Genomic DNA, 19652 nt, shown 5'->3' with positions numbered 1-19652 from the left:
AACAACACCGCCTGTGTTCGTCAAGTCGAACGAGGAGAACGATGAACCGAACGCCTGAGCCGCCGCTCGCGACGATCGCGGCGGCCATCCGCCGGGAGCGCGAACGCCTCGGGATCTCCTCGGCCGAGTTGGCCCGGCGCGCGGGGATCGCGAAGTCGACGCTGTCGCAGCTGGAGGCGGGCACCGGGAACCCGAGCGTCGAGACGCTGTGGGCGATCGCCGTGGTCGCGGGGGTGCCGTTCAGCGCCCTGGTGGAGCCGCCGTCGTCGCCGCTGCGGGTGGTGCGCTTCGCCGACCGTCCCGCGATCCGGTCGGAGGAGGCCGCGTACACCGGCGCACTGCTGTCGCGCTGTCCGCCGGGCGCTCGCCGCGACCTGCACCTCATCACCTGCGAACCCGGGCCGGCGCGGACGGCCGACGCCCACTCCCCCGGCACCGTCGAGCACCTGGTGGTGTCCACGGGCCGGTGGAGCGTCGGGCCGGACGACGAGCAGGTCGAGCTCGACCCGGGTGACCACGTCACCTTCCCCGCCGACCGGCCGCACAGTTACCGGGCGCTCACCCCCGGGGCCACCGCGGTGCTGGTGATGGAGTACCGCTGATCAGGTGCCGCTCGCGCCGCGGGTCGCCGAGCCGGGCTCGGGGTCCGGACCGCCCTCGGTGATGCGGTGCAGCAGTCCGTCGAGGAGCCCCTCGTCGTTGCCGCCCGAACCGCCCGAGCCCCCCTCGCCCTTCTCCGACTCGGGCAGCGCGTACTGACGGACCCAGTCGACCTGCATCTCCGAGGGCTTCACGTCGCCGCCGCCCTTGGGGAACCAGTCGAGCTGGATGGTCAGGTGCATCGGCCCGGGAGGCAGGATCGAGGTGTCGTCGGTGTGCCACCACTGCTTGCCGTCGACGAAGGCGGTCACGCCCTTCGGCGTCCACTCGACCGCCCAGTTGTGCCACTGGGTCGCGTCGATGTCGACCGAGCCCTGGACCTGGGAGTTGTCCTCTCCGTAGTGCAGGAACAGGTTGGTCTTCTGCCGGGTGTGGTCGGTCATCTCCATGAAGTCGATCTCGCCGCCGACCGGGAAGTTCTCCGCGGTCGGCCAGAGCAGCAGCAACGCGTTGTACGACGGGTCCGACGCGGGCGCCCGCACCCGGCCCTCCCAGCGGCCGTACTTCTGGCTGCTGTCGGACCAGGCCATGCCGCCGGTGGTGCCGTCGGCGTCGCCGTCGATGGTGAGCACGCCGTCCTTCACCGAGATCGCCGACGGGGAACGGGTCCCCTTGCCGGCGTGGCCGGGGCCGTCGTAGGGGCTCCAGCCCGTGAGGGCGTCGCCGTTGAAGTCGTCGACCTTGGTGGGCTCGCCCCAGCCGTGCTCGACGGCGGCGCTGGTCGCCGCACCCGGATAGGACGGGACCGCCGGGGCCGCAGGGCCTGCCGGGGCCGCGCCTGCGGCGCAGTCCGCGGGGGCCGGGGTCGCGCCGGGGGCCGAGGTGTCGGTCGGGGTGGCCGTGGCGCCGCCGGGCGCCGCGCCCGGGGTCGCGGTCGCCGAGGTCGTGTCCGAGGGTGAGCCCTGCTCTCCGCCCTGCTCTCCGCCGGATCCGGCCTGGTCACTCTGGTCGCCCTGGTCGCCGGCCGAACCGCCCTGGCCGTCGCCCGAGGTCGTGTCGTGGCCCGAGGTCGGGTCGGAGCCCTTGTCGTCTCCGGGGCTCTTGTCGTCTCCGGCGCTCTTGTCGTCTCCGGCGCCCTTCTCGTCTCCGGCGCCCTTGCCGCTGCCGGAGCCGCCGCCGGACCCCTGGTCGGCTCCGTGGTCGCCGCCGGAGCCGGAGTCGCCACCGGAGCCCGTGGCGCCGTCCGATCCGTGGTCCCCGCCGGAACCCTGGTCGCCGCCGGAGCCGGAGTCGCTGCCCGGGGACGTCGTACCGCCCGGGGATGTGTCGTCGCCGGGCCCCGTGTCGCCGGAGCCGGAGTCGCCCGTGCCCGAGGTCGTGTTGCCGGAGTCCCCACCGGAACCCGACCCCTGGTCTCCGCCGGAGCCCGAACCCGAGCCGGAGCCGGAGCCGGAGCCGGAGCCGGAGCCGGAGCCACGGTCACCACCCGAGCCGGACCCCGCATCGCTCCCCGAGCCACCCGACCCCGACGATCCCCCGTCGCCACCGGAGCCGCTCCCGGACGCACCGTCTCCCCCGGGCTCGGCCGTCCCGGGGGTGGCGGAGGCGCCGGGCTTCCCCGACCCGGCACCTCCGTCACCGCCGGTGGCCGGACCACCCGAACCGGCTCCCCCGCCCGGGGTGGCGCCCGTCGTGGGGCAGTCCGCGGTCGTCGTCGCAACCGCTCGACCGTCTCCGGTGTCCGCGAACGCCGCGGCCGGAAAACTGATCAACATCGCGGCGGCGATCGCCACGACCCTCACAGAGTGTCCCATCAGGCTCCTCCGTAACAGTGGTCTCCTGATCCACATCGCACGTTAGATGCCACAGCGTCACCACGAGCCCCTCTGTCACCACATCGAGTAGGCAACCCCTCCACCGAGCGACCGCGGAACGTGTCCGGAACGGACGACCCACGCGTCCGGGGGACCGATCGGGTCACCGGACCGTGGTCCCCGGAACGACGAGAGCCCCGTCCGGCGGCGTGCCGGACGGGGCTCTCGGGGCGGAGCGGGGGGTGCTTACCAGCCGCGAGCGGCGTAACGCTGCTCGTCGGGGATGTCGGCGATGTTGATGCCCACCATCGCCTCACCGAGACCGCGGGAGACCTTCGCGATCATCTCGGGGTCGTCGTGGAAGGTCGTGGCCTTCACGATCGCCGACGCGCGCTGCGCCGGGTCCCCGGACTTGAAGATGCCGGAACCGACGAACACACCCTCGGCGCCGAGCTGCATCATCATCGCGGCGTCGGCCGGGGTCGCGATGCCGCCGGCGGTGAACAGCACGACCGGCAGCTTCCCGGTGCGGGCCACCTCGGCGACCAGCTCGACCGGGGCGCGCAGCTCCTTGGCCGCGATGTAGAGCTCGGCGGCGTCGAGCGAGGCGAGCCGGCCGATCTCGGCGCGGATCGAGCGCATGTGCCGGGTCGCCTCGACGAGGTTGCCGGTGCCGGCCTCGCCCTTCGAGCGGATCATCGCCGCGCCCTCGGAGATGCGGCGCAGGGCCTCGCCGAGGTTGGTGGCGCCGCAGACGAAGGGGGCGGTGAAGCTCCACTTGTCGATGTGGTGCGCCTCGTCGGCCGGGGTCAGCACCTCGGACTCGTCGATGTAGTCCACACCCAGGGACTGCAGGACCTGGGCCTCGACGAAGTGGCCGATGCGGGCCTTCGCCATGACCGGGATGGACACGGCCTCGACGATGCCGGTGATCATGTCCGGGTCCGACATGCGGGCCACGCCGCCGTTGGCGCGGATGTCGGCCGGGACGCGCTCGAGGGCCATGACGGCGACGGCCCCGGCGTCCTCGGCGATCTTGGCCTGATCCGGGGTGACGACGTCCATGATCACGCCGCCCTTCAGCATCTCGGCCATCCCGCGCTTCACCCGCGCGGTGCCGTGCTGCGGACCGGCGGTGTCGGGGGTGTTCTCAGCTGCGGACACGGGTGATCGGAGCTCCTCACATGACGGTCGGACTGCGTCGCGATTCTACGTGAGGTCGCGCAGGTGAACGCGGCGGTTCCGGATCGGCGATCTCGAAGTACACCGGCTCCGGTGCGGTCCCGTACAACCGCAGCATCCGGACCAGCCGCCGGGACCGCAACGCACGGGTGTCGCGGACGGCGTCGTTGTGCACCCGGCGGGCCAGCACGACCAGCGCCTCCGCCTCGGCGAGGTCGCCGCAGGGCGCGGGCTCCCCCGGTCCCCGCCGGACGGCGGCGAGCTGCCTGGTCAGGGCGTTCTCCGCGGCCTCGCGGGCGGCGCGGCTCCCGGCCGGGTCGCGGCCGTCCGGCGCCGGGGCGGGCAGCGCACGCGCGGCGACGGCGGCCCGGCGCAGGTCCGGTGGCGCGGCGGGACCGAGCGCGCCGGCGACGGCGAGCGCGACCCGGGCCCTGGCGTCCAGCGCCGCGGCCAGCCCGGCGCGGGCGGCGTCGACCCGCACGTGCAGCCGGTGCAGGCGTCGGACCCGTGTCACGCACCACAGGGTGAGAGCCGCCACCAGCAGTGCCGCGAGGACCGCCGTCCCGGCGACGACGGCGGTGCTCACCGTGCGCCCCCGCGCACCAGCGGTCGCGGTGCGGCGGCGATCGCGGCCCGGTACACGCGCAGCACGTCCCCGGCGACGACCGGCCAGTCGTAGCGCTGCACCCGTTCCCGACCGGCGGCGGCGAGCCGGGCCCGGGCGGTGTCGTCGTCGAGCAGGCCGGACAGCGCGGCGGCCAGGGCGGCGTCGTCGCCGGGCGGGAACAGGGCGCCGGCGCGGCCGTCGTCGAGGACGGCGCGGAAGGACTCGAGGTCCGCGGCCAGCACCGGGGTGCCCGCGGCCATCGCCTCGGTCAGCACCATCCCGAAGCTCTCCCCGCCGCGGTGCGGTGCGCAGAACACCGCGACCGAGCGCAGCGCGGCGGCCTTGGTCTCCTCGTCGACCGGACCGAGCAGGTCGATCCGCTCGGCCAGCCCGGGCCCCGCGGTGCGCAGCAGCCGGTCGCCGTCGCCGCGGCCGACGACGAGCAGCCGCACGTCCGGCCGGTCGGCGACGACCCGGCGCAGCGCGTCCAGCAGCACCGGCATGCCCTTGCGGGGCTCGTCGAAGCGGCCGACGTAGCCGACCCGCACCGCGGGCGGCAGGTCCAGCGCCGGTCCGTGGGCGAACCGGGCGACGTCGACGCCGTTGGGGATCTCGGTGGCGTCCCCGCCCAGGTGCTCGACCTGCACCCGGCGCGCGGTCGCCGACACCGCGATCCGCGCCGTCACCCGTTCCAGCAGGGGTCGCGCCATGGGTCCGAACGCCGCGAGCGCCCGGGATCGCTCGGTGGAGGTGTGGAAGGTCGCGACGACCGGCCCGCGGGCGTCGAGCAGCGCCAGCGCCGACACCGACGGGGTCGTCGGCTCGTGCACGTGCAGCACGTCGAAGTCGTGCGTGGCGAGCCAGCGCCGGGTGCGATGGCGGGTCATCGGGCCGAACGCGACGCGGGCGACGGAGCCGTTGTAGGGGACGCCGACGGCCCGTCCGGCCGGGGTGACGAACTCCGGCGCCGTGCCGGTCGCCGGGGCCAGGACCTCGACCGTGTGCCCGAGCCCGCGCAGCGCGGCGGCGAGGTCCAGGACGTGGCGCTGCACTCCCCCGGCGACGTCGAGGGAGTACGGGCAGACGATCCCGATCCTCATCCCGCACCGACCGGTTGGAGCATGTGCCAGTCCCACGGGCGGCGGGCGATCATGTCGCCGAAGGCGTCGGCGAGGCGCTGGACGGCGTCGGGACCGGGCGGGACAGGCGCTCCGACCTCGACGCCCCAGGCGTCGTCGGTGAAGTAGGGGTAGGCCGGGTGCAGGGCGGCACCGGTGAGCCGGGCCAGCCGGGCCGGGCCGGACGGCAGCCGGGCGGGCCCCCCGAGGAAGGTCACCTCGGTGCCGGTGCCGGACAGGTCGCGGTCGGCGACCAGGCAGACCACGCCGCCGCGGCGCAGCCGCCCGGTCAGCGCCCGGTGCGCCGTGCGGGGGTCGTCGGCGGTCACGACCTCGAACCCGAGCCCGGACCGGTAGGCGAGGAACCGGCGGAACAACGGCTCCGGGCGCAGCCGTTGCACGACGGTGGTCAGCGCCGGTTCGAGCCCGAGCCGGTCGAGCTCGCGCAGCAGATAGAGCCCGGCCAGGTCCCAGTTGCCGGCGTGCGGGAGGGCGAACACGACCCCGCGCCCGGACCGGACGGCCGCGAGTGCGTCGGCGACGCCGTGGGCGTGCGGCGCCATCGCGGCGTGCACCGCGGCGGGGTCGAGCCCGGGTAGCGCGAACGCCTCCCGCCAGTAGCGGGCGTAGCTGCGCATCCCGGCGGCGACCAGCGCGTCGAGCTCGGCGAGGGTCGCGTCGGGGCGGACCCGGCGCAGGTTGTGCCGCAGCCGCCGCACCCCCGGGCCGTCGCGGCGCACCGCGAGCGCGGCGCCCGCGTCGAACACCCGCTCCACCACACCCGCGGGCAGCCGCCCCGCAACCGTCCAGCCCGCCGCGTACCCGGCGGCGCCGAGCGCGGCAGCCGTGCGTTCCCGCAGGTCAGGCACGGGGGGCCTCGCGGGAGCTCCGCCGTACCGCCAGGATCCGCTGGCCGAGGGTCACCGCCGTCCCGAGCGCCAGCACGACGAGGGTGACGGTCAGCGCCCACGGCACCCCGACGCCGGACAGGAACGCCCCGACCAGGCCGAGGATGAGCCGTTCGGCGCGTTCGACGAGACCGCCCTCGGCGGTGAGCCCGACGGACTCGGCGCGGGCCTTGACGTAGGACACGATCTGGCCGCCGACCAGCGCCACCAGCGCGGCGGCACCGGCGAGGGGCTCGGCCCCGCCGGTCAACGCCCACCAGGCGAGCCCGGCGAACAGGGCACCGTCGACGATCCGGTCGCAGGTGGAGTCGAGCACCGCCCCGAACGGGGTGCCGTGCCCCCGCGCGCGGGCCATCGCGCCGTCGATCAGGTCGGTGAGCACGAACAGGGTGACCAGCACCGCGCCGAGCGCCAGCCACCCGGTGGGCAGGAACGCCAGCGAACAGACCACGGCCCCGACGGTGCCGAGCACCGTGACGGTGTCCGGGCTGACACCGCGGTCGATCAGGGCTCGTCCGACGGGGTCGGTGAGCCGGTTGACGTGCGCGCGGGCGAACAGGTTCAGCATCGGCGGCTGCGTGCTCCCGTGCAGGACGGCAACGGTGGGGGGACCCTCCCAGCCTAGTCCGACACCGGATCCGCCCGCCGCAGGTGCGGCCGGAGTCAGCGGCGTGGCGGTTCCCACGCCTGGGCCAGCTGGTCGCGGGTCTCGGCGAGCAGCTGCGGGATGACCTTGGTCTGCCCGACGACGGCGATGAAGTTCGCGTCCCCACCCCACCGCGGGACGACGTGCTGGTGCAGGTGCTCGGCCAGCGACCCGCCCGCGACGTGGCCCAGGTTCAGCCCCACGTTGAACGCGTGCGGCGCCGCGACCTTCTTCATGGTCACGACGGCCTGCCGGGTGAACGCCATCAGCTCACCGGCCTCGGAGTCGGTGAGGTCCTCCAGGTCCGCGACGTGCCGGTAGGGCAGCACCATCAGGTGCCCCGGGTTGTACGGGTGCAGGTTCAGCAGCGCGAACACCTCGTCGCCGCGGGCGACGACGAGGTTGTCCGCGTCCGGGTCCGCCGACTCGCCCAGGGTCTCCCCCCGGGCGATCCGGCAGAACGGGCAGCCGGTGTCTCCGGCACCCTGGATGTAGGCGAGCCGGTGCGGGGTCCACAGCCGGGCGAAGCCGTCGGGCGTCCCGGTCCCCTCCTGCGGGACCCACTCCTGCTCCATGCGCCGATCCTAGGCGCCGGCCGGGAAGCTCTCCGCGGTCGGCGAGGTGTTCGTGCGCGAGCGCACCCACTCGATGATGGAGGCGACCGCCTGCTCGACCGGCACCGCGTTGGTCTGCGAGCCGTCGCGGAACCGGAAGCTGACCGCACCGGCCTCGACGTCGCGTCCGCCGACGAGCAGCAGGAACGGCACCTTCGCCAGGGTGTGGGTGCGGATCTTCTTCTGCATGCGGTCGTCACCGGAGTCGACGTCGACCCGGATGCCGGCGGCGCGCAGCCGGGCGGCGACGTCGCGGACGTAGTCGTCCTGGGCCTCGGTGACCGGGATCCCCACGACCTGGACGGGCGCCAGCCACGCCGGGAAGGCGCCGGCGTAGTGCTCGGTGAGCACGCCGAAGAAGCGCTCGATCGACCCGAACAACGCGCGGTGGATCATGACCGGGCGCTGCCGGGAGCCGTCGGAGGCGGTGTACTCCAGCTCGAAGCGGTCCGGCAGCATCAGGTCGACCTGGATGGTCGACATCTGCCAGTAGCGGCCGATCGCGTCACGGGCCTGCACCGAGATCTTCGGGGCGTAGAACGCGGCGCCGCCCGGGTCGTCGCGCAGCTCCAGACCGAAGCTCTCGGCGGCGTCGCGCAGCGCCTGGGTGGCCTCGGCCCACGACTCGTCGGACCCGATGGACTTCTCCGGGTTGCGGGTGGAGAGCTCCAGGTAGAAGTCGTCGAGGCCGTAGTCGCGCAGCAGGTCGAGCACGAACTGCAGCAGGCTGCGGATCTCGCCCTGCATCTGCTCGCGGGTGCAGTAGATGTGCGCGTCGTCCTGGGTGAAGCCGCGGGCCCGGGTCAGGCCGTGCACGACACCGGACTTCTCGTAGCGGTAGACGGTGCCGAACTCGAACAGCCGCAGCGGCAGCTCGCGGTAGGACCGCCCGCGCGAGGCGAAGATCAGGTTGTGCATCGGGCAGTTCATCGGCTTGAGGTAGTAGTCCACCGCGGGCCGCTTGAGCTCGCCGTCGGCGGTGTACTCCGCGTCGAGCTGCATGGGCGGGTACATGCCCTCGGCGTACCACTCCAGGTGCCCGGACTTCTGGAACAGCGCGCCCTTGGTCGCGTGCGGGGTGTAGACGAACTCGTAGCCCGCCTCGGCGTGCCGCTCGCGCGAGAGGTCCTCCAGCTCCTTGCGGACGACCCCGCCCTTGGGGTGGAAGACGGGCAGGCCGGACCCGATCTCGTCGGGGAAGCTGAACAGGTCCAGCTCGCTGCCCAGGCGGCGGTGGTCGCGGCGCTCGGCCTCGGCGATGCGCTCCAGGTAGGCGTCGTGCGCCTCCTGGGACTCCCACGCGGTGCCGTAGATCCGCTGGAGCTGGGCGTTGGCCTGGTCGCCCCGCCAGTACGCGGCGGCCGAGCGGGTCAGCGAGAACGCCGGGATGTACTTGGTGGTCGGCAGGTGCGGGCCGCGGCAGAGGTCCGACCAGACGGTCGCGCCGGTGTGGGCGTGCACGTTGTCGTAGACGGTGAGCTCGCCGGAGGAGTCGACCTCCATGACCTCGCCGTCGGAGTCGGCACCGCCCTTGAGGTCGATCAGCTCCAGCTTGTACGGCTGGTCGGCGAGCTCGGCGCGGGCCTCGTCGCGGGAGGCGTAGCGGCGGCGCTCGAAGCGCTGGCCGGACTTGACGATCTTCTTCATCGCCGACTCGATCTTCTTCAGATCCTCGGGGGTGAAGGGGGTGTCGACGTCGAAGTCGTAGTAGAAGCCGTCGGTGACCGGCGGGCCGATGCCCAGCTTCGCCTTCGGGAACAGCTGCTGGACGGCCTGTGCGAGCACGTGCGCCGCCGAGTGCCGGATGACGCTGCGCCCCTCCTCGGTGTTCGCCGGGACCGGCACGACCTCGGCGTCGGCCTCGGGGGCCCAGGCCAGGTCGCGCAGGACGCCCTCGGCGTCGCGCACGACGACGATCGCCTCGGGACCGCTGGTCGGCAGCCCGCCCTCCCGGACGCGCCCACCGGCCGTCGTCCCGGCCGGCACCCGGATCGGGGCGGACGCTGGCGGGGCGGACAGTGCGGACACGGGGGTGCCTCCTGCGGTGGTGCGAACGGATGGACCTCCGATGCTAGTCGGGGGGCGCGAACCGGTTTCGACCGCGGGGAACACGGGCGCCGGGTGGCCCCGGACCGGGGCGCCCGGGGATGATCGCGGACGTGAACGACGCCGCCGCCCGCTTCCGGGCCGCGATCGAGGCCGGAGACCTCGACGCGGCCGTCGCCCTCTGCCGCGACGACGTCGAGTTCCGCTCGCCCGTCGTGCACCGCCCCTACCGGGGCCGGGAGGCGTTGCGCCCCATCCTCGGCGCGGTGTTCACCGTCTTCGGCGGGTTCCGCTACGTCGCCGAGTACTCCGGCGACGACGGCCACGTGCTCGAGTTCACCGCGACCGTCGGGGAGCGCGAGGTGCAGGGGGTCGACGTGCTGCGCACCGACGACGAGGGCCGCATCCGCGAGCTGACCGTGCTCGTAAGGCCGCTGTCGGCCGCGGTCGCACTGCGCGACCGCATGGGCCCGCTGCTGTCCTGACCCTGCCCGTCGCCGCAGGTCGGGGGCGGGGTTGCCGCCGCCCGGCGACCGACGACGGCCGGTCGTCCCGCCGGATGCGGCCGTCCGGCCGTCCGGCCCCGGCTCGCTCGCGCGTCGTCGCACACAACCGGCCGTTGCTCGATGCAGTGATCGCCTCGCCTGTGCAGCCCTTCGGCCGCGGGCACGATGGTCCACATGCCGCACCATGATCGGGCGATCCGGTCACGGAGCGCGCCATCACCCCGCTGACGTGCCGACATTCGAGTGACGTCGATCAGGTGGGCACAACGCCGCCCTCCGGTCCCTCGTTGAGGCAGGGAGCTCGTTGACCGGGTGAGACCACGCCACCGTCCGGCTGCGCCGGCAGACGACCAGAAGGGAGAGCCGGTTGCCCGCAGGCCCGCCCCCACCGCCGCGGGCGCGCCGCTCTCCCGAGTCCGATTCCTACGGTGTGTCCGGCTCCCACGGTGCCTCCGCTCCCGGTCGTGCGGTCGACACCGAGGAGCGCCCGACCGGACGACACCAGACCGGACGACACAGCAGCGACGAGGTCGCCCGCGCCGACTCCGGCGCCCCGGCACGGCACGGCGCCCCCGCCGCCGACGGGCGTGTGCGGTCCGGTGACCCGGAGGCGCGGTCCTTCACCGACGTCGTGCGGGCCACCGGGTCCACCGCGCGCCCCGGCCCGGGCCGACCGCGAAACGCCGGCGCGGACGGGTCACGAGGTTCCGGCGCGAACGGGTCTCCCGGTGCCGGTGAGGACGGCCGCCGTCGACGCTCCCGGCGGGCCGACGAAGCCGTCTCCGCCGGCGCAGGGACACCGACGAACGGCGCCCCTGCGCACGGCGCCCGCACCAACGGATCCCCTGCGAACGGTGCTGCCGCGAACGGTGCTGCCGCGAACGGGTCGTCCGCGCACGGCGCCGCGACGGGCTCCGGGGCCCACGGCTCCGGGGGCAGCACGAAGGTCGGGCTGCGTGTGCGCGGCGGCACCGTGCCCCGCGAACCCGGCCGCGGCCCGCAGCCCGGCACCACCGGCGCGACGCCGGCTGGCCCGCCCGCCCCCACGGGGGCCACGCCAACCGGGGCCACGCCGACCGGGGCCACCCCGAGCAGAGCAACGCCGACCGGGAACCGGCACACCACCGGCCCACAGCGGCGCCCCGGCACCGGCAGGCCCGGCGGCCCTGCCGGGTCCGGCCCTGCCTCGCCCGGCCCTGCATCGCCCGGCCCTACCGTGTCCGGTCCTGCCGCGCCCGGCTCGGCGGCGTCCGGTTCCCCGCCCTCCGGCTCTGCGACCTCCGGCCCCGCGTCGTCCGGCGTGTCGGCAGGCCCCGCGCCGTCCCGTCCGGCCGGGACGTCCGCGCCGGCCGGCCGTCCCACCCCGCCCGCGGCCACCCCGGGGCGCCGGGACACCGGGCCCCGCCGGAACCCCGCCGCCGGCCCGCCCGCCGCCGCACCCCGGGCCGCCGCAGCCCGCCCCGGGGAGCACCCGTCGCTGCCGCCGGTCCCACGGCCCGCCGTGCCCCCGACCCGATCCGCACGGCCCGCCCCGGCGTCGGCCGCCCCGGCGACCACCGCGACACCGGCGACCACAGCGACCCCGGCTACCACCGTGACCCCGGCTACCACCGCGGCCCTCGCCGCGCCTCCGGCACCGAGCCCGGGCCCGGCGGCCCAGGGCGGCACGAGCGGCACCCTCCGCACCGGACGCCGTCGTCGTCCCGAACCGGACGGGAGCGCCGGCAGCGCCACGGACGCCCTGCCCGCGCACACCGGCGGCCGCCGCCGATCCGGCCCCGACGACGCCGCGACCGCGCTCGCCCCCGCCGCCGCGGCCCGCACCGGGCTCGTGCCCGCCGCCCGCCCCCGCAGCGACGGCGGAGCACCCACCGCGCTGGTCCCCGCCCCCGGCGACGACCCGGGCACCGAACTCGTCGACGCCGCGGCCCCCGGCCCGCGCCGCCGGCGCCGGGCCGAGCCCGACGGACCGTTCGACCGGGTCATCGCACTCGTCGGCCCCGGAGTGGGTGTCGTGCGTCGCCGCCTCGGCATCCTCGACGCCGACCAGAAGGCCGCCCTCACCCCCGAGGAGCGCCGGACCCGGCGCCGCCGGCAGATCGTGTACTCGCTGGTCGGGACGGCCGCGTCGATCGTGCTGCTGCCGCTGCTGCTGCTCGGGATCGGCTGGCTGCTGTTCCCGATCCCCAGCACCGACGACGCCGTGCAGAACCAGATCGCGACCGTCTCCTACGCCGACGGCGGGCAGCTCGCCCGGCTGGTGCCCGAGCAGGGCAACCGGATCAAGGTCGGGATGGACGCCATCCCGATCCACGTGCGCGAGGCCGTGCTCGCCGCCGAGGACCGGTCGTTCTACTCGAACCCGGGCTTCGACTTCACCGGCATCCTGCGCGCGATGGTCAACCAGCTGACCGGCGGCGTCGGCGGCGGGTCGACGATCACCCAGCAGTACGTCAAGAACACCCTGGTCGGCAACGACGCGACCTACTGGCGCAAGTACAAGGAACTGATCGTCTCGCTGAAGGTCTCCGGGCAGAAGTCCAAGGACGAGATCCTCAACGACTACCTCAACGCCATCTACTTCGGCCGCGGCGCCTACGGCATCGAGTCCGCCAGCCTCGCCTACTTCGGCAAGCCCGCGGCCCAGCTGACCCCCAGCGAGGGCGCGCTGCTCGCCGGGATCATCCAGTCGCCGTCCAACTGGGACCCGGCGAACTCCCCGGACCGGGCGAAGCAGCGCTGGAACTTCGTCCTCGACGGCATGAACGCCCAGGGCTGGATCTCCACGGCCGACCGGCAGGCAGCGGTGTTCCCGCAGACGATCCCGCCGCAGAACACCTCCCGGTCGTCGTCGCTGACCGACGCACGCGGCCACATCCTCAACGCCGTCCGCTCCGAACTGGGCTCGCTGGGCATCTCCGAGCAGGCGTTCGCCCAGGGCGGCCTCCAGGTCACGACGACGATCGACCCGCAGCGCCAGCAGCAGCTCACCGACTCGGTCGAGCAGAAGCTGCGCGGCGAGCCCGAGCTGCTGCGCACCGGTGCCGTCGCGATCGACCCGCGCACCGGCGGGATCGTCGGCTACTACGGCGGATCGAACGGCACCGGCCTGGACTACGCCCAGGTCATGAAGCAGCCCGGGTCGACGTTCAAGCCGTTCGCCGTGCTCGCCGGGCTCCTGAACGACCCACCGATCGGCCTGGGAACCACCTTCGACGGGTCCGAGCGGCCGGGGCTGCGCAACGCCGAGGGCGCCAACTGCCCGCGCTGCGACCTCAAGCAGGCGATGACGATCTCCAACAACGTCGTCTTCACCAAGCTCGCCGCGCAGGTCGGACCGCAGAAGGTCGCCGACGCCGCCCGGCTCGCCGGGATCACCGCGCCGCTGGACAACCCGGACGCGCGGCTCCCGCTGGGCAACAAGGAGGTCACGCCGGTCCAGCTGGCGTCGGCCTACGCCACCATCGCCGCGGGCGGCGTCTGGCACCCCCCGCACATGGTGTCCAAGGTCGTCGACTCCGACGGGCGCGTGCTCTACGAGTACCAGCCCGGCGAGGGCGAACAGCGTTTCCCCGAGCAGGTGGCACGCAACGTCGTCGAGGCGATGATGAACGTCGTCGACAACGACGGGCTGCAGCTGCCCGACGGGCAGGAGGCCGCCGGCAAGACCGGCACCGTCCAGTCGCGCTTCGAGGGCCAGAACAACGACGCCTGGTTCGCCGGCTTCACCCCCCAGATCGCGACGGCCGTGTGGGTCGGCACCGACCGCAACGACCCGATCCAGGACTCCTCCGGCCGCCCGATCAACGGCTCCGACCTGCCCGGATCGGTGTGGAAGGAGTTCATGTCCGACACCGTGCGCGCCACCGGCACGACCGAGTTCCCGGCGTTCAGGCCGATCGGCGAGGCACCTTCCACCCTGGCGCCCAACGAGCCGACCGCCCCGGCGACGCCGACCAGCACGCCCTCCGCCGAGCCCACCCCGGAGCCGACCGCGGAACCGGCCGCCCCCGCCGAGCCGCCTGCCCCGGCCCCCGTGGACCCGACCGGCGCCCCGGAGGCCACCGGCGACCCGCTGCCCGCCCCGCAGGACGACACCCAGCCCGGCGGCGACGCGGGCCGTGCCGCGGACCCGACCGTCGGCTGATCCGCCCCGTTCGCGCCACCGCCGGGCTACCGTGGACGGGTGACCGGTGACCATCACTTCGAGGTGGTGGCCTGGCGGGCGGACCGCAGGCTCACCCTCTACGTGCCGGGCATCGAGGCGTCGACCACCGTCGACGACCCCCGGGCGGCCGAGGACGCGGTCCGCGACCTGATCGCGGACCTCACCGGCGTCGACCGCGGGGTCATCACCTGCGACATCCGGCTCGGGCGACCCTGGCGCTCCGGGATCTGAGACCTCCCGGGCCCCGGGATCCGCGACCGGTCGGTGTGATCCGGGACCTCCCGGTCGGTGTGATCCGGGACCTCCCGGTCAGCGGGACGGCGGCACCAGGATCGTGGCCGCCGCCGCACAGACCGACTCGGTGAGCGCGTCGAGCACGGTGGTGCTGAGCTTCCAGTGCTGCCAGTAGAGCGGGACGTCGAGGTGGCGATCGGCGTCGAGCAGCACGAGCCGCCCGGCGGCCGCCGCCTCCCGCGCCGGGCCGTCGGTGAACATCCCCCAGCCCAGACCGGCGCGGATCGCCTCGTGGTAGCCGTCGGCGGCGGGCACCCGGTGGGCCGGACCGGTGCACGGCCGGTGGGTGAGCCCGCGGACGAACCGGGTCTGCAACACGTCCTTCGACCCGAAGTCGACCCGCGGCGCGAGCGGGAACGCCTCGGCCGGGTCCCGCCCGGCGAACCACCGGTCGTACACCGGCCGGGCCGCGACGGGCCGGTAGCGGGTCGCGCCCAACGGCCGGACCGCGCAGCCCTGCACCGGCGCCGACGACGTCGTGACCGCCCCGACCACCGAACCCTCGCGGAGCAGGGCCGCGGTGTACTGCTCGTCGTCGACGTGCAGATCCAGCCGGACCCCGTGCCGGGCGGCCAGGGGCACCACCGCGGACAGGAACCAGTGGGTCACCGAGTCCGCGTTCACCGCGATCGGCAGGTGGGTGCCCGCGGTGTCGGCACTGCCGAAGCCGGCCTCGACCTCCCCCTCGAGCACCGCGATCTGGCGGGCCAGCCGCAGCAGCGCGGCCCCCTCCTCGGTCGCGACGCACGGACGCGTGCGGCGCACCAGGATCCGGCGCGCCTGCCGTTCCAGGGCCTTGATCCGCTGGGACACCGCGGACGGCGTGATCGACAGCCGCGCGGCGGCGGCGTCGAAACCGCCCTCCTCGACCACGGCGCTCAGGGTGGCCAGCTGATCCCGGTCGTACATGAAGCAAAGCTACACTTCATGAAGTTCTTTCAGTTCTCGACGTCCTCCTGACGCGGTCGGCCTAGCGTCGACGACGTGAGTGTGCTGGCGGGATTCGGGACGGGACTGTCGCTGATCGCGGCGATCGGGGCGCAGAACGCGTTCGTGCTGAGGCAGGGGCTGCGCCGCGAGCACGTCCCGGCGGTGGTGCTGTTCTGCGTTCTGGCCGACCTGGTGCTGGTGACCGCGGCGGTCGCGGGTGTCGGGCTGGTGGTCGACCGCGTACCGGGCCTGGTCGAGGTGGTGCGGTGGGGCGGCGTCGTCTGGCTGACCGGCTACGGGCTGGTGGCGCTGCGGCGCGCCGTCCGTCCCGGCTCGCTCGACGCCGACGCGCACGGCTCGGCCCGGCCGCTCGTACCCGTCCTGGGGAGCGCGGCGGCGCTGACCTTCCTCAACCCGCACATGATGCTGGACCTGCTCGTCCTCGGGTCGCTGGCCGCCGCCCACGGCGACGACGGCCGGTGGGCGTTCGGCGCCGGGGTGGTCGTGGCCAGCCTGACCTGGTTCTCCGGGCTGGGCTTCGGCGCGGCGCGGCTCGCCGGGCTGTTCGCGCGGCCGACCGCGTGGCGGGTGCTCGACGGCGTCGTCGCGGCGGTGATGCTCGGGCTCGCCGCCGGCCTCGCCGTCTCCTGAGTCCCGCTCGGACCATCCCGGCGGTGCGCGACCCGGCCGATCCGGAGTAGAACCTGACCCGTGTCCGCCGAGTACGTGTCGGTGCAGCCGCCCGTCGCGCTGCGCGGCCGGGTGCTGCGCCTGCTCGGTTACCGCGAACACGCCTCCGCGCCGCGGCGGCGTCGTCAGCCCGCGGCCGGCGGGGTCGCGCTGATCCTCGGGCTGCATCCGCTGACCCTGTCCGGCCCCGCGCTCGGCACCGCGACGGCGGACGCGTTCGTCGGCGCGCCGAGCGACACCTGGGTGCTGACCGAGTTCACCGGCCCACAGGCCGGCGTGCAGGTCGACCTCACCCCGGCGGCGGCGTTCACCGTGCTCGGCGGGCGTGCGCTGCCCGGCGGCGCGGTCCCGCGCCTGGAGGAGCTGCACGACCCCACGCTGGCCGCGCTGCCCGCACGCCTCGCCGCCGAACCGACCTGGGCCGGACGGTTCGCACTGGTCAACGCACTACTGGCGGAGCGGCTGCTCGACCCGCGCGCACGCGTCGTCGCACCGGAGGTGTGCTGGGCGTGGGACCGGCTCCTCGCCACCGACGGCCGGGTCGGCGTCGCGGAGCTGGCCGCGGGGACCGGGTGGAGCACACGGCACCTGCAGTCCCGCTTCCGCGACCAGGTCGGTCTGACCCCGGGTACCGCGCGCCGCGTCCTGCGCTTCGGCCGGGCCGCGGGCCTGGTCGGGCGTGGCCGCGAGCCGCTCGCCGGGATCGCCGTCGCCTGCGGCTACGCCGACCAGGCCCATCTCACGCGCGAGTTCCGCGCGCTGGCCGGGCTGCCGCCCGCCGCGTTCCGGGCCGAGGTGTTCGCATCCGTTCAAGACCTCCCGCCCGGCCCCGGCCAGGATCGGGCGTCATGAGCATCCATCCCACCCTCCGCTACGACGACCCGCGCGCCGCGATCGCGTTCCTCACCTCCGCGCTCGGCTTCCGGGAGGCCGCCGGCCACACCGGCGAGGACGGCACCGTCGCCCACGCCGAGCTCGCCTGGGACGACGGCGACGACACCGGCCTCGTCCTGATCGGACCGCGCCGGCCCGGTGGCGACCGTTTCGACACCGACCCGGCCGTGATCTACCTGACGTGCGACGACCCGGACGCGGTGCACGCCCGTGCGGTCGCCGCCGGGGCGCAGATCGCCATGGCACCGGTCGACCAGGACTACGGTTCACGCGAGTGCGCCGTCACCGACCCGGAGGGCACCACATGGAGCATGGGGACCTACCGGCCGTCCCCGGGGCGCCCGTGACCGCACGCCACCCGGACCCCGCCGACCCGCTGCCGTGGCTGCGGGAGATCTGCCTGTCGCTGCCCGAGGTGACCGAGAAGCTCAGCCACGGGTCGCCGTCGTGGTTCGTACGCAGGATGTTCGTGTCCTACGCCGACCACCACCACGGCCACCCGCACCGGGCGTTCTGGTGCGCCGCTCCCCCGGGCGTCCAGTCCGAGCTGGTCGCCGAGGACCCGGCCCGGTTCTTCCGGCCCGCCTACGTCGGCCACCGCGGCTGGCTCGGGGTGGTGCTGGACGGCACCGGACCCGACGCCGCCGACCGCGACGAGATCACCGAGATCGTGACCGACGCGTGGCGCTGCGTCGCCCCGGCCCGGCTGACCGCCCGGCTCGAGCGCTGACTCAGGCCGCGGCGCCCGACTCCCGGACCGACCGGAGCAGCGCCGTGAGCAGCCGGGCGTGGTCGGCGTCGGCCTGGCTCGGGACGAGGAAGCGGCGGCGCAGGAAGGCGTAGGACAGCTCGTTGCGCGGGTCGGCGAGCGCCTGCTGACCGCCGGCCCCGCTGTGGCCGAACGACCCGGCGGCCAGCATCGGGTAGATCTCGGAGGAGGCGTGGAACCCGACCGCCCACGCCTTGTGCTGCCGCAGGACCAGGTCGAAGCCGGCGGTCTGGATCTGGGCGAACGCCGCGAGCGTGTCCGGGCGGAGCAGCGCGGGGCGGCCGTCGACCGGACCGGTCGCGGCCGCGTAGAGCGCCGCGAGGGCGTGCGCGGTCCCGATCCCGCCGAGCGAGGCGGGTCCCCGGGAGCGGACCACCGGGTGGGCAGGCAGCTCCCAGACCTCGCAGCCCTCGGGGTGCTGCCGGTTGAACGCGATCCCGGGCAGGCCGTCCGCTGCGCCCGCGCCCGCGGCGAGCTCCCGCAGGCGCTCGGGTGTGGCGATCATGGGCTGCGGGGCGAGGAACCGGCGCTCGGCCTCCGCAGGCAGCCCGAGGTGCAGGTCCAGGCCCAGCGGGCCGGTCAGCAGCTCCCGGACGAGCACACCCACGTCCGACGAGGTGGCCCGGCGGACCACCTCGCCGGTGAGGGCCGACTCGACCAGGGCGTGGTAGCCCGACGAAGTGCCGGGACGCCAGAACGGGCGCTGCGCCCCGAGCCGCCGGGCCACCAGCCGATCGTCGGAGAGCTCGTCGACGGAGAAGCCCTCGGGCGTACCGACCAGACCCGCCTGGTGGGCGAGCAGCTCACGCAGCAGCAGGTCCTGCTTCCCGCCGGTGGCGAACTCCGGCCAGTAGTGGGAGACCCGCTCGTCCAGGTCCAGGACCCCCTCCTGGACCAGCAGCGCGACGAGCAGGTGGGTCACGCCCTTGGTCGCCGAGTAGATGCCCAGCAGGGAGTCGGGGCCGGTCTCCGGACCGGCCCACAGGTCCACCACCGGCCGGCCCCGGTGCCGGGCCGAGACCTGGACGTCGAGCGGGGCGCCTTCGGCCGCGAGCAGTGCAGCGAACGCGTCCCGCACGGGTTCGAAACCGTCGGCGACCGTGCCCTGCACCGTGGGCCTCTCGAGTGTCCGCATCGCCTGGTCCTCCCTCTCCTTCGGTAAGTGACCATTGGATACTAACCCAGGCGGGCGGCCGTCGTGCCGTGACGGGCGCCTCGCCTACAGTCCGGCCCATGACACCGACCACGGAGGCGGGCGGTCCCGGACGCCGGCCGGGCCGGCCGCCGCGGCTCAGCCGCGACGCGATCGTCGAGGCCGTCGCGTCCGCCGCGAACCTCGACACCCTGACGGTGCGCGAGCTCGCCGCCCGGCTGCAGGTGAGCCACGGCGCGCTCTACCGCTGGGTGCGCAACCGCGACGAGCTCGTCGACCTGGTCAGCGCCACCGTGGTCGACCGGGTCCTCAGCAGGCTCGACGACGACCCCCGCGGACCGGCCCCCACGGCCGCGGACCAGCTGGAGCGGCTCGGCACCGCCATGCACGCGGAGTTCCTGGCACTACCGGGCTACGCCACGCACCTGTCCCGGCCGCACCGCCACCACACGCCCTCGGTCGAGCGGCTCCGGGACACCGCGGTCGCGGCGTTCGTGCGCGACGGCGTCGCCGAGGACCTCGCGGTGCAGAGCTGGCAGATCTTCGTGACCTGCACGGTCGGGTGGCTGGCCGCGGTGGAGAACGCGCAGCATCCCGGGGCCGGGGTGCCGGACTTCCCGGTCGTCCTCGACGTGCTGGTCCGCGGCCTGCCCGCCCGTCCCCTCGGCGGCGTGGACGGGTCGTGATCACCGGTCGTGGAGCGCGGCGTCCGC

The 19652-nt window shown here is 74.9% G+C and carries 19 protein-coding genes; 9 read left to right on the top strand and 10 right to left on the bottom strand.

What is annotated here, in order from left to right:
- Positions 1-41: 41 nt before the first annotated feature.
- A complete protein-coding gene (locus Ae331Ps2_RS22015; RefSeq protein WP_075306728.1) occupies positions 42-602 on the top strand; it encodes a helix-turn-helix domain-containing protein in 561 nt (186 codons plus the stop codon).
- Here Ae331Ps2_RS22015 and Ae331Ps2_RS22010 read toward each other — a convergent pair whose 3' ends face one another.
- The 8 genes from Ae331Ps2_RS22010 to thrS form a co-directional block, all read right to left on the bottom strand.
- Positions 603-2414, bottom strand: coding sequence for a glycoside hydrolase family 16 protein (locus tag Ae331Ps2_RS22010; RefSeq protein WP_139318742.1), 1812 nt, complete (start codon positions 2412-2414; stop codon positions 603-605).
- 246 nt (positions 2415-2660) lie between these two features.
- Positions 2661-3578, bottom strand: a complete 918-nt coding sequence (pdxS, locus tag Ae331Ps2_RS22005) for a pyridoxal 5'-phosphate synthase lyase subunit PdxS (RefSeq protein WP_075306730.1) — start codon at positions 3576-3578, stop codon at positions 2661-2663.
- A gap of 16 nt (positions 3579-3594) precedes the next feature.
- On the bottom strand, positions 3595-4182 hold the full coding sequence (locus Ae331Ps2_RS22000; RefSeq protein WP_075306731.1) for a hypothetical protein: 588 nt from the start codon (positions 4180-4182) through the stop codon (positions 3595-3597).
- Positions 4179-5303, bottom strand: a complete 1125-nt coding sequence (locus Ae331Ps2_RS21995) for a glycosyltransferase family 4 protein (RefSeq protein WP_020627808.1) — start codon at positions 5301-5303, stop codon at positions 4179-4181. Before Ae331Ps2_RS21995 ends, Ae331Ps2_RS22000 begins: the two co-directional genes overlap by 4 nt.
- Positions 5300-6190, bottom strand: coding sequence for a phosphatidylinositol mannoside acyltransferase (locus Ae331Ps2_RS21990; protein ID WP_233147561.1), 891 nt, complete (start codon positions 6188-6190; stop codon positions 5300-5302). The genes Ae331Ps2_RS21995 and Ae331Ps2_RS21990 overlap by 4 nt, the downstream gene beginning before the upstream one ends.
- Positions 6183-6797, bottom strand: coding sequence for a phosphatidylinositol phosphate synthase (gene pgsA, locus Ae331Ps2_RS21985; RefSeq protein ID WP_020626619.1), 615 nt, complete (start codon positions 6795-6797; stop codon positions 6183-6185). The genes Ae331Ps2_RS21990 and pgsA overlap by 8 nt, the downstream gene beginning before the upstream one ends.
- A gap of 95 nt (positions 6798-6892) precedes the next feature.
- On the bottom strand, positions 6893-7450 hold the full coding sequence (locus tag Ae331Ps2_RS21980; RefSeq protein WP_075306732.1) for an HIT domain-containing protein: 558 nt from the start codon (positions 7448-7450) through the stop codon (positions 6893-6895).
- 9 nt (positions 7451-7459) lie between these two features.
- Entirely contained in the window at positions 7460-9517 is a 2058-nt protein-coding gene (gene thrS / locus Ae331Ps2_RS21975) for a threonine--tRNA ligase (protein ID WP_075306733.1), read from the bottom strand.
- A 131-nt stretch (positions 9518-9648) separates the two neighbouring features.
- Here thrS and Ae331Ps2_RS21970 point away from each other — a divergent pair, with 131 nt between their 5' ends.
- The 3 genes from Ae331Ps2_RS21970 (at position 9649) to Ae331Ps2_RS21955 (ending at position 14440) form a co-directional block, all read left to right on the top strand.
- Complete coding sequence (locus tag Ae331Ps2_RS21970; RefSeq protein ID WP_233147562.1) at positions 9649-10020, top strand: nuclear transport factor 2 family protein; 372 nt, start codon at positions 9649-9651, stop codon at positions 10018-10020.
- Between the two features lie 1615 nt (positions 10021-11635).
- Positions 11636-14188, top strand: coding sequence for a transglycosylase domain-containing protein (locus tag Ae331Ps2_RS21960; RefSeq protein WP_249265336.1), 2553 nt, complete (start codon positions 11636-11638; stop codon positions 14186-14188).
- A gap of 39 nt (positions 14189-14227) precedes the next feature.
- A complete protein-coding gene (locus Ae331Ps2_RS21955) occupies positions 14228-14440 on the top strand; it encodes a hypothetical protein (protein WP_020626576.1) in 213 nt (70 codons plus the stop codon).
- Between the two features lie 78 nt (positions 14441-14518).
- On the opposite strand, the gene Ae331Ps2_RS21950 is transcribed toward Ae331Ps2_RS21955, so the two are convergent.
- Positions 14519-15412 carry a LysR family transcriptional regulator ArgP gene (locus Ae331Ps2_RS21950; protein WP_075306736.1) on the bottom strand — a complete coding sequence of 298 codons (894 nt, stop codon included), beginning with the start codon at positions 15410-15412 and terminating at the stop codon, positions 14519-14521.
- A 75-nt stretch (positions 15413-15487) separates the two neighbouring features.
- On the opposite strand from Ae331Ps2_RS21950, the gene Ae331Ps2_RS21945 reads away from it, so the two are divergent.
- The 4 genes from Ae331Ps2_RS21945 to Ae331Ps2_RS21930 are packed head-to-tail and all read left to right on the top strand — an operon-like array spanning position 15488 to position 17747.
- Entirely contained in the window at positions 15488-16084 is a 597-nt protein-coding gene (locus Ae331Ps2_RS21945; RefSeq protein WP_060712024.1) for a LysE/ArgO family amino acid transporter, read from the top strand.
- A gap of 60 nt (positions 16085-16144) precedes the next feature.
- Positions 16145-16975 carry an AraC family transcriptional regulator gene (locus Ae331Ps2_RS21940; RefSeq protein ID WP_075306737.1) on the top strand — a complete coding sequence of 277 codons (831 nt, stop codon included), beginning with the start codon at positions 16145-16147 and terminating at the stop codon, positions 16973-16975.
- Positions 16972-17364 carry a glyoxalase/bleomycin resistance/extradiol dioxygenase family protein gene (locus Ae331Ps2_RS21935; RefSeq protein WP_075306738.1) on the top strand — a complete coding sequence of 131 codons (393 nt, stop codon included), beginning with the start codon at positions 16972-16974 and terminating at the stop codon, positions 17362-17364. The genes Ae331Ps2_RS21940 and Ae331Ps2_RS21935 overlap by 4 nt, the downstream gene beginning before the upstream one ends.
- Positions 17361-17747, top strand: a complete 387-nt coding sequence (locus Ae331Ps2_RS21930) for an MmcQ/YjbR family DNA-binding protein (protein WP_075306739.1) — start codon at positions 17361-17363, stop codon at positions 17745-17747. The genes Ae331Ps2_RS21935 and Ae331Ps2_RS21930 overlap by 4 nt, the downstream gene beginning before the upstream one ends.
- 1 nt (position 17748) lies before the next feature.
- On the opposite strand, the gene Ae331Ps2_RS21925 is transcribed toward Ae331Ps2_RS21930, so the two are convergent.
- Positions 17749-18921, bottom strand: coding sequence for a serine hydrolase domain-containing protein (locus Ae331Ps2_RS21925; RefSeq protein WP_075306740.1), 1173 nt, complete (start codon positions 18919-18921; stop codon positions 17749-17751).
- A gap of 98 nt (positions 18922-19019) precedes the next feature.
- Between Ae331Ps2_RS21925 and Ae331Ps2_RS21920 the strand changes: the two genes are divergently transcribed.
- A complete protein-coding gene (locus tag Ae331Ps2_RS21920) occupies positions 19020-19625 on the top strand; it encodes a TetR/AcrR family transcriptional regulator (RefSeq protein ID WP_075306741.1) in 606 nt (201 codons plus the stop codon).
- Positions 19626-19652: the final 27 nt, after the last annotated feature.

Origin of the sequence: Pseudonocardia sp. Ae331_Ps2, assembly GCF_001932405.1 — a bacterium.
Classification (GTDB): Bacteria; Actinomycetota; Actinomycetes; order Mycobacteriales; family Pseudonocardiaceae; genus Pseudonocardia.
This window is presented reverse-complemented; position numbering and strand designations above follow the sequence as displayed.

Bases quoted from the DNA above. Each gene is read 5' to 3' on its own strand.
- Ae331Ps2_RS21995 (WP_020627808.1), bottom strand. From the start codon at position 5,303: ATGAGGATCGGGATCGTCTGCCCGTACTCCCTCGACGTCGCCGGGGGA.
- Ae331Ps2_RS21925 (WP_075306740.1), bottom strand. From the start codon at position 18,921: ATGCGGACACTCGAGAGGCCCACGGTGCAGGGCACGGTCGCCGACGGT.
- Ae331Ps2_RS21935 (WP_075306738.1), top strand. From the start codon at position 16,972: ATGAGCATCCATCCCACCCTCCGCTACGACGACCCGCGCGCCGCGATC.
- Ae331Ps2_RS21950 (WP_075306736.1), bottom strand. From the start codon at position 15,412: ATGTACGACCGGGATCAGCTGGCCACCCTGAGCGCCGTGGTCGAGGAG.
- Ae331Ps2_RS21920 (WP_075306741.1), top strand. From the start codon at position 19,020: ATGACACCGACCACGGAGGCGGGCGGTCCCGGACGCCGGCCGGGCCGG.
- Ae331Ps2_RS22010 (WP_139318742.1), bottom strand. From the start codon at position 2,414: ATGGGACACTCTGTGAGGGTCGTGGCGATCGCCGCCGCGATGTTGATC.
- pgsA (WP_020626619.1), bottom strand. From the start codon at position 6,797: ATGCTGAACCTGTTCGCCCGCGCGCACGTCAACCGGCTCACCGACCCC.
- Ae331Ps2_RS22015 (WP_075306728.1), top strand. From the start codon at position 42: ATGAACCGAACGCCTGAGCCGCCGCTCGCGACGATCGCGGCGGCCATC.
- Ae331Ps2_RS21980 (WP_075306732.1), bottom strand. From the start codon at position 7,450: ATGGAGCAGGAGTGGGTCCCGCAGGAGGGGACCGGGACGCCCGACGGC.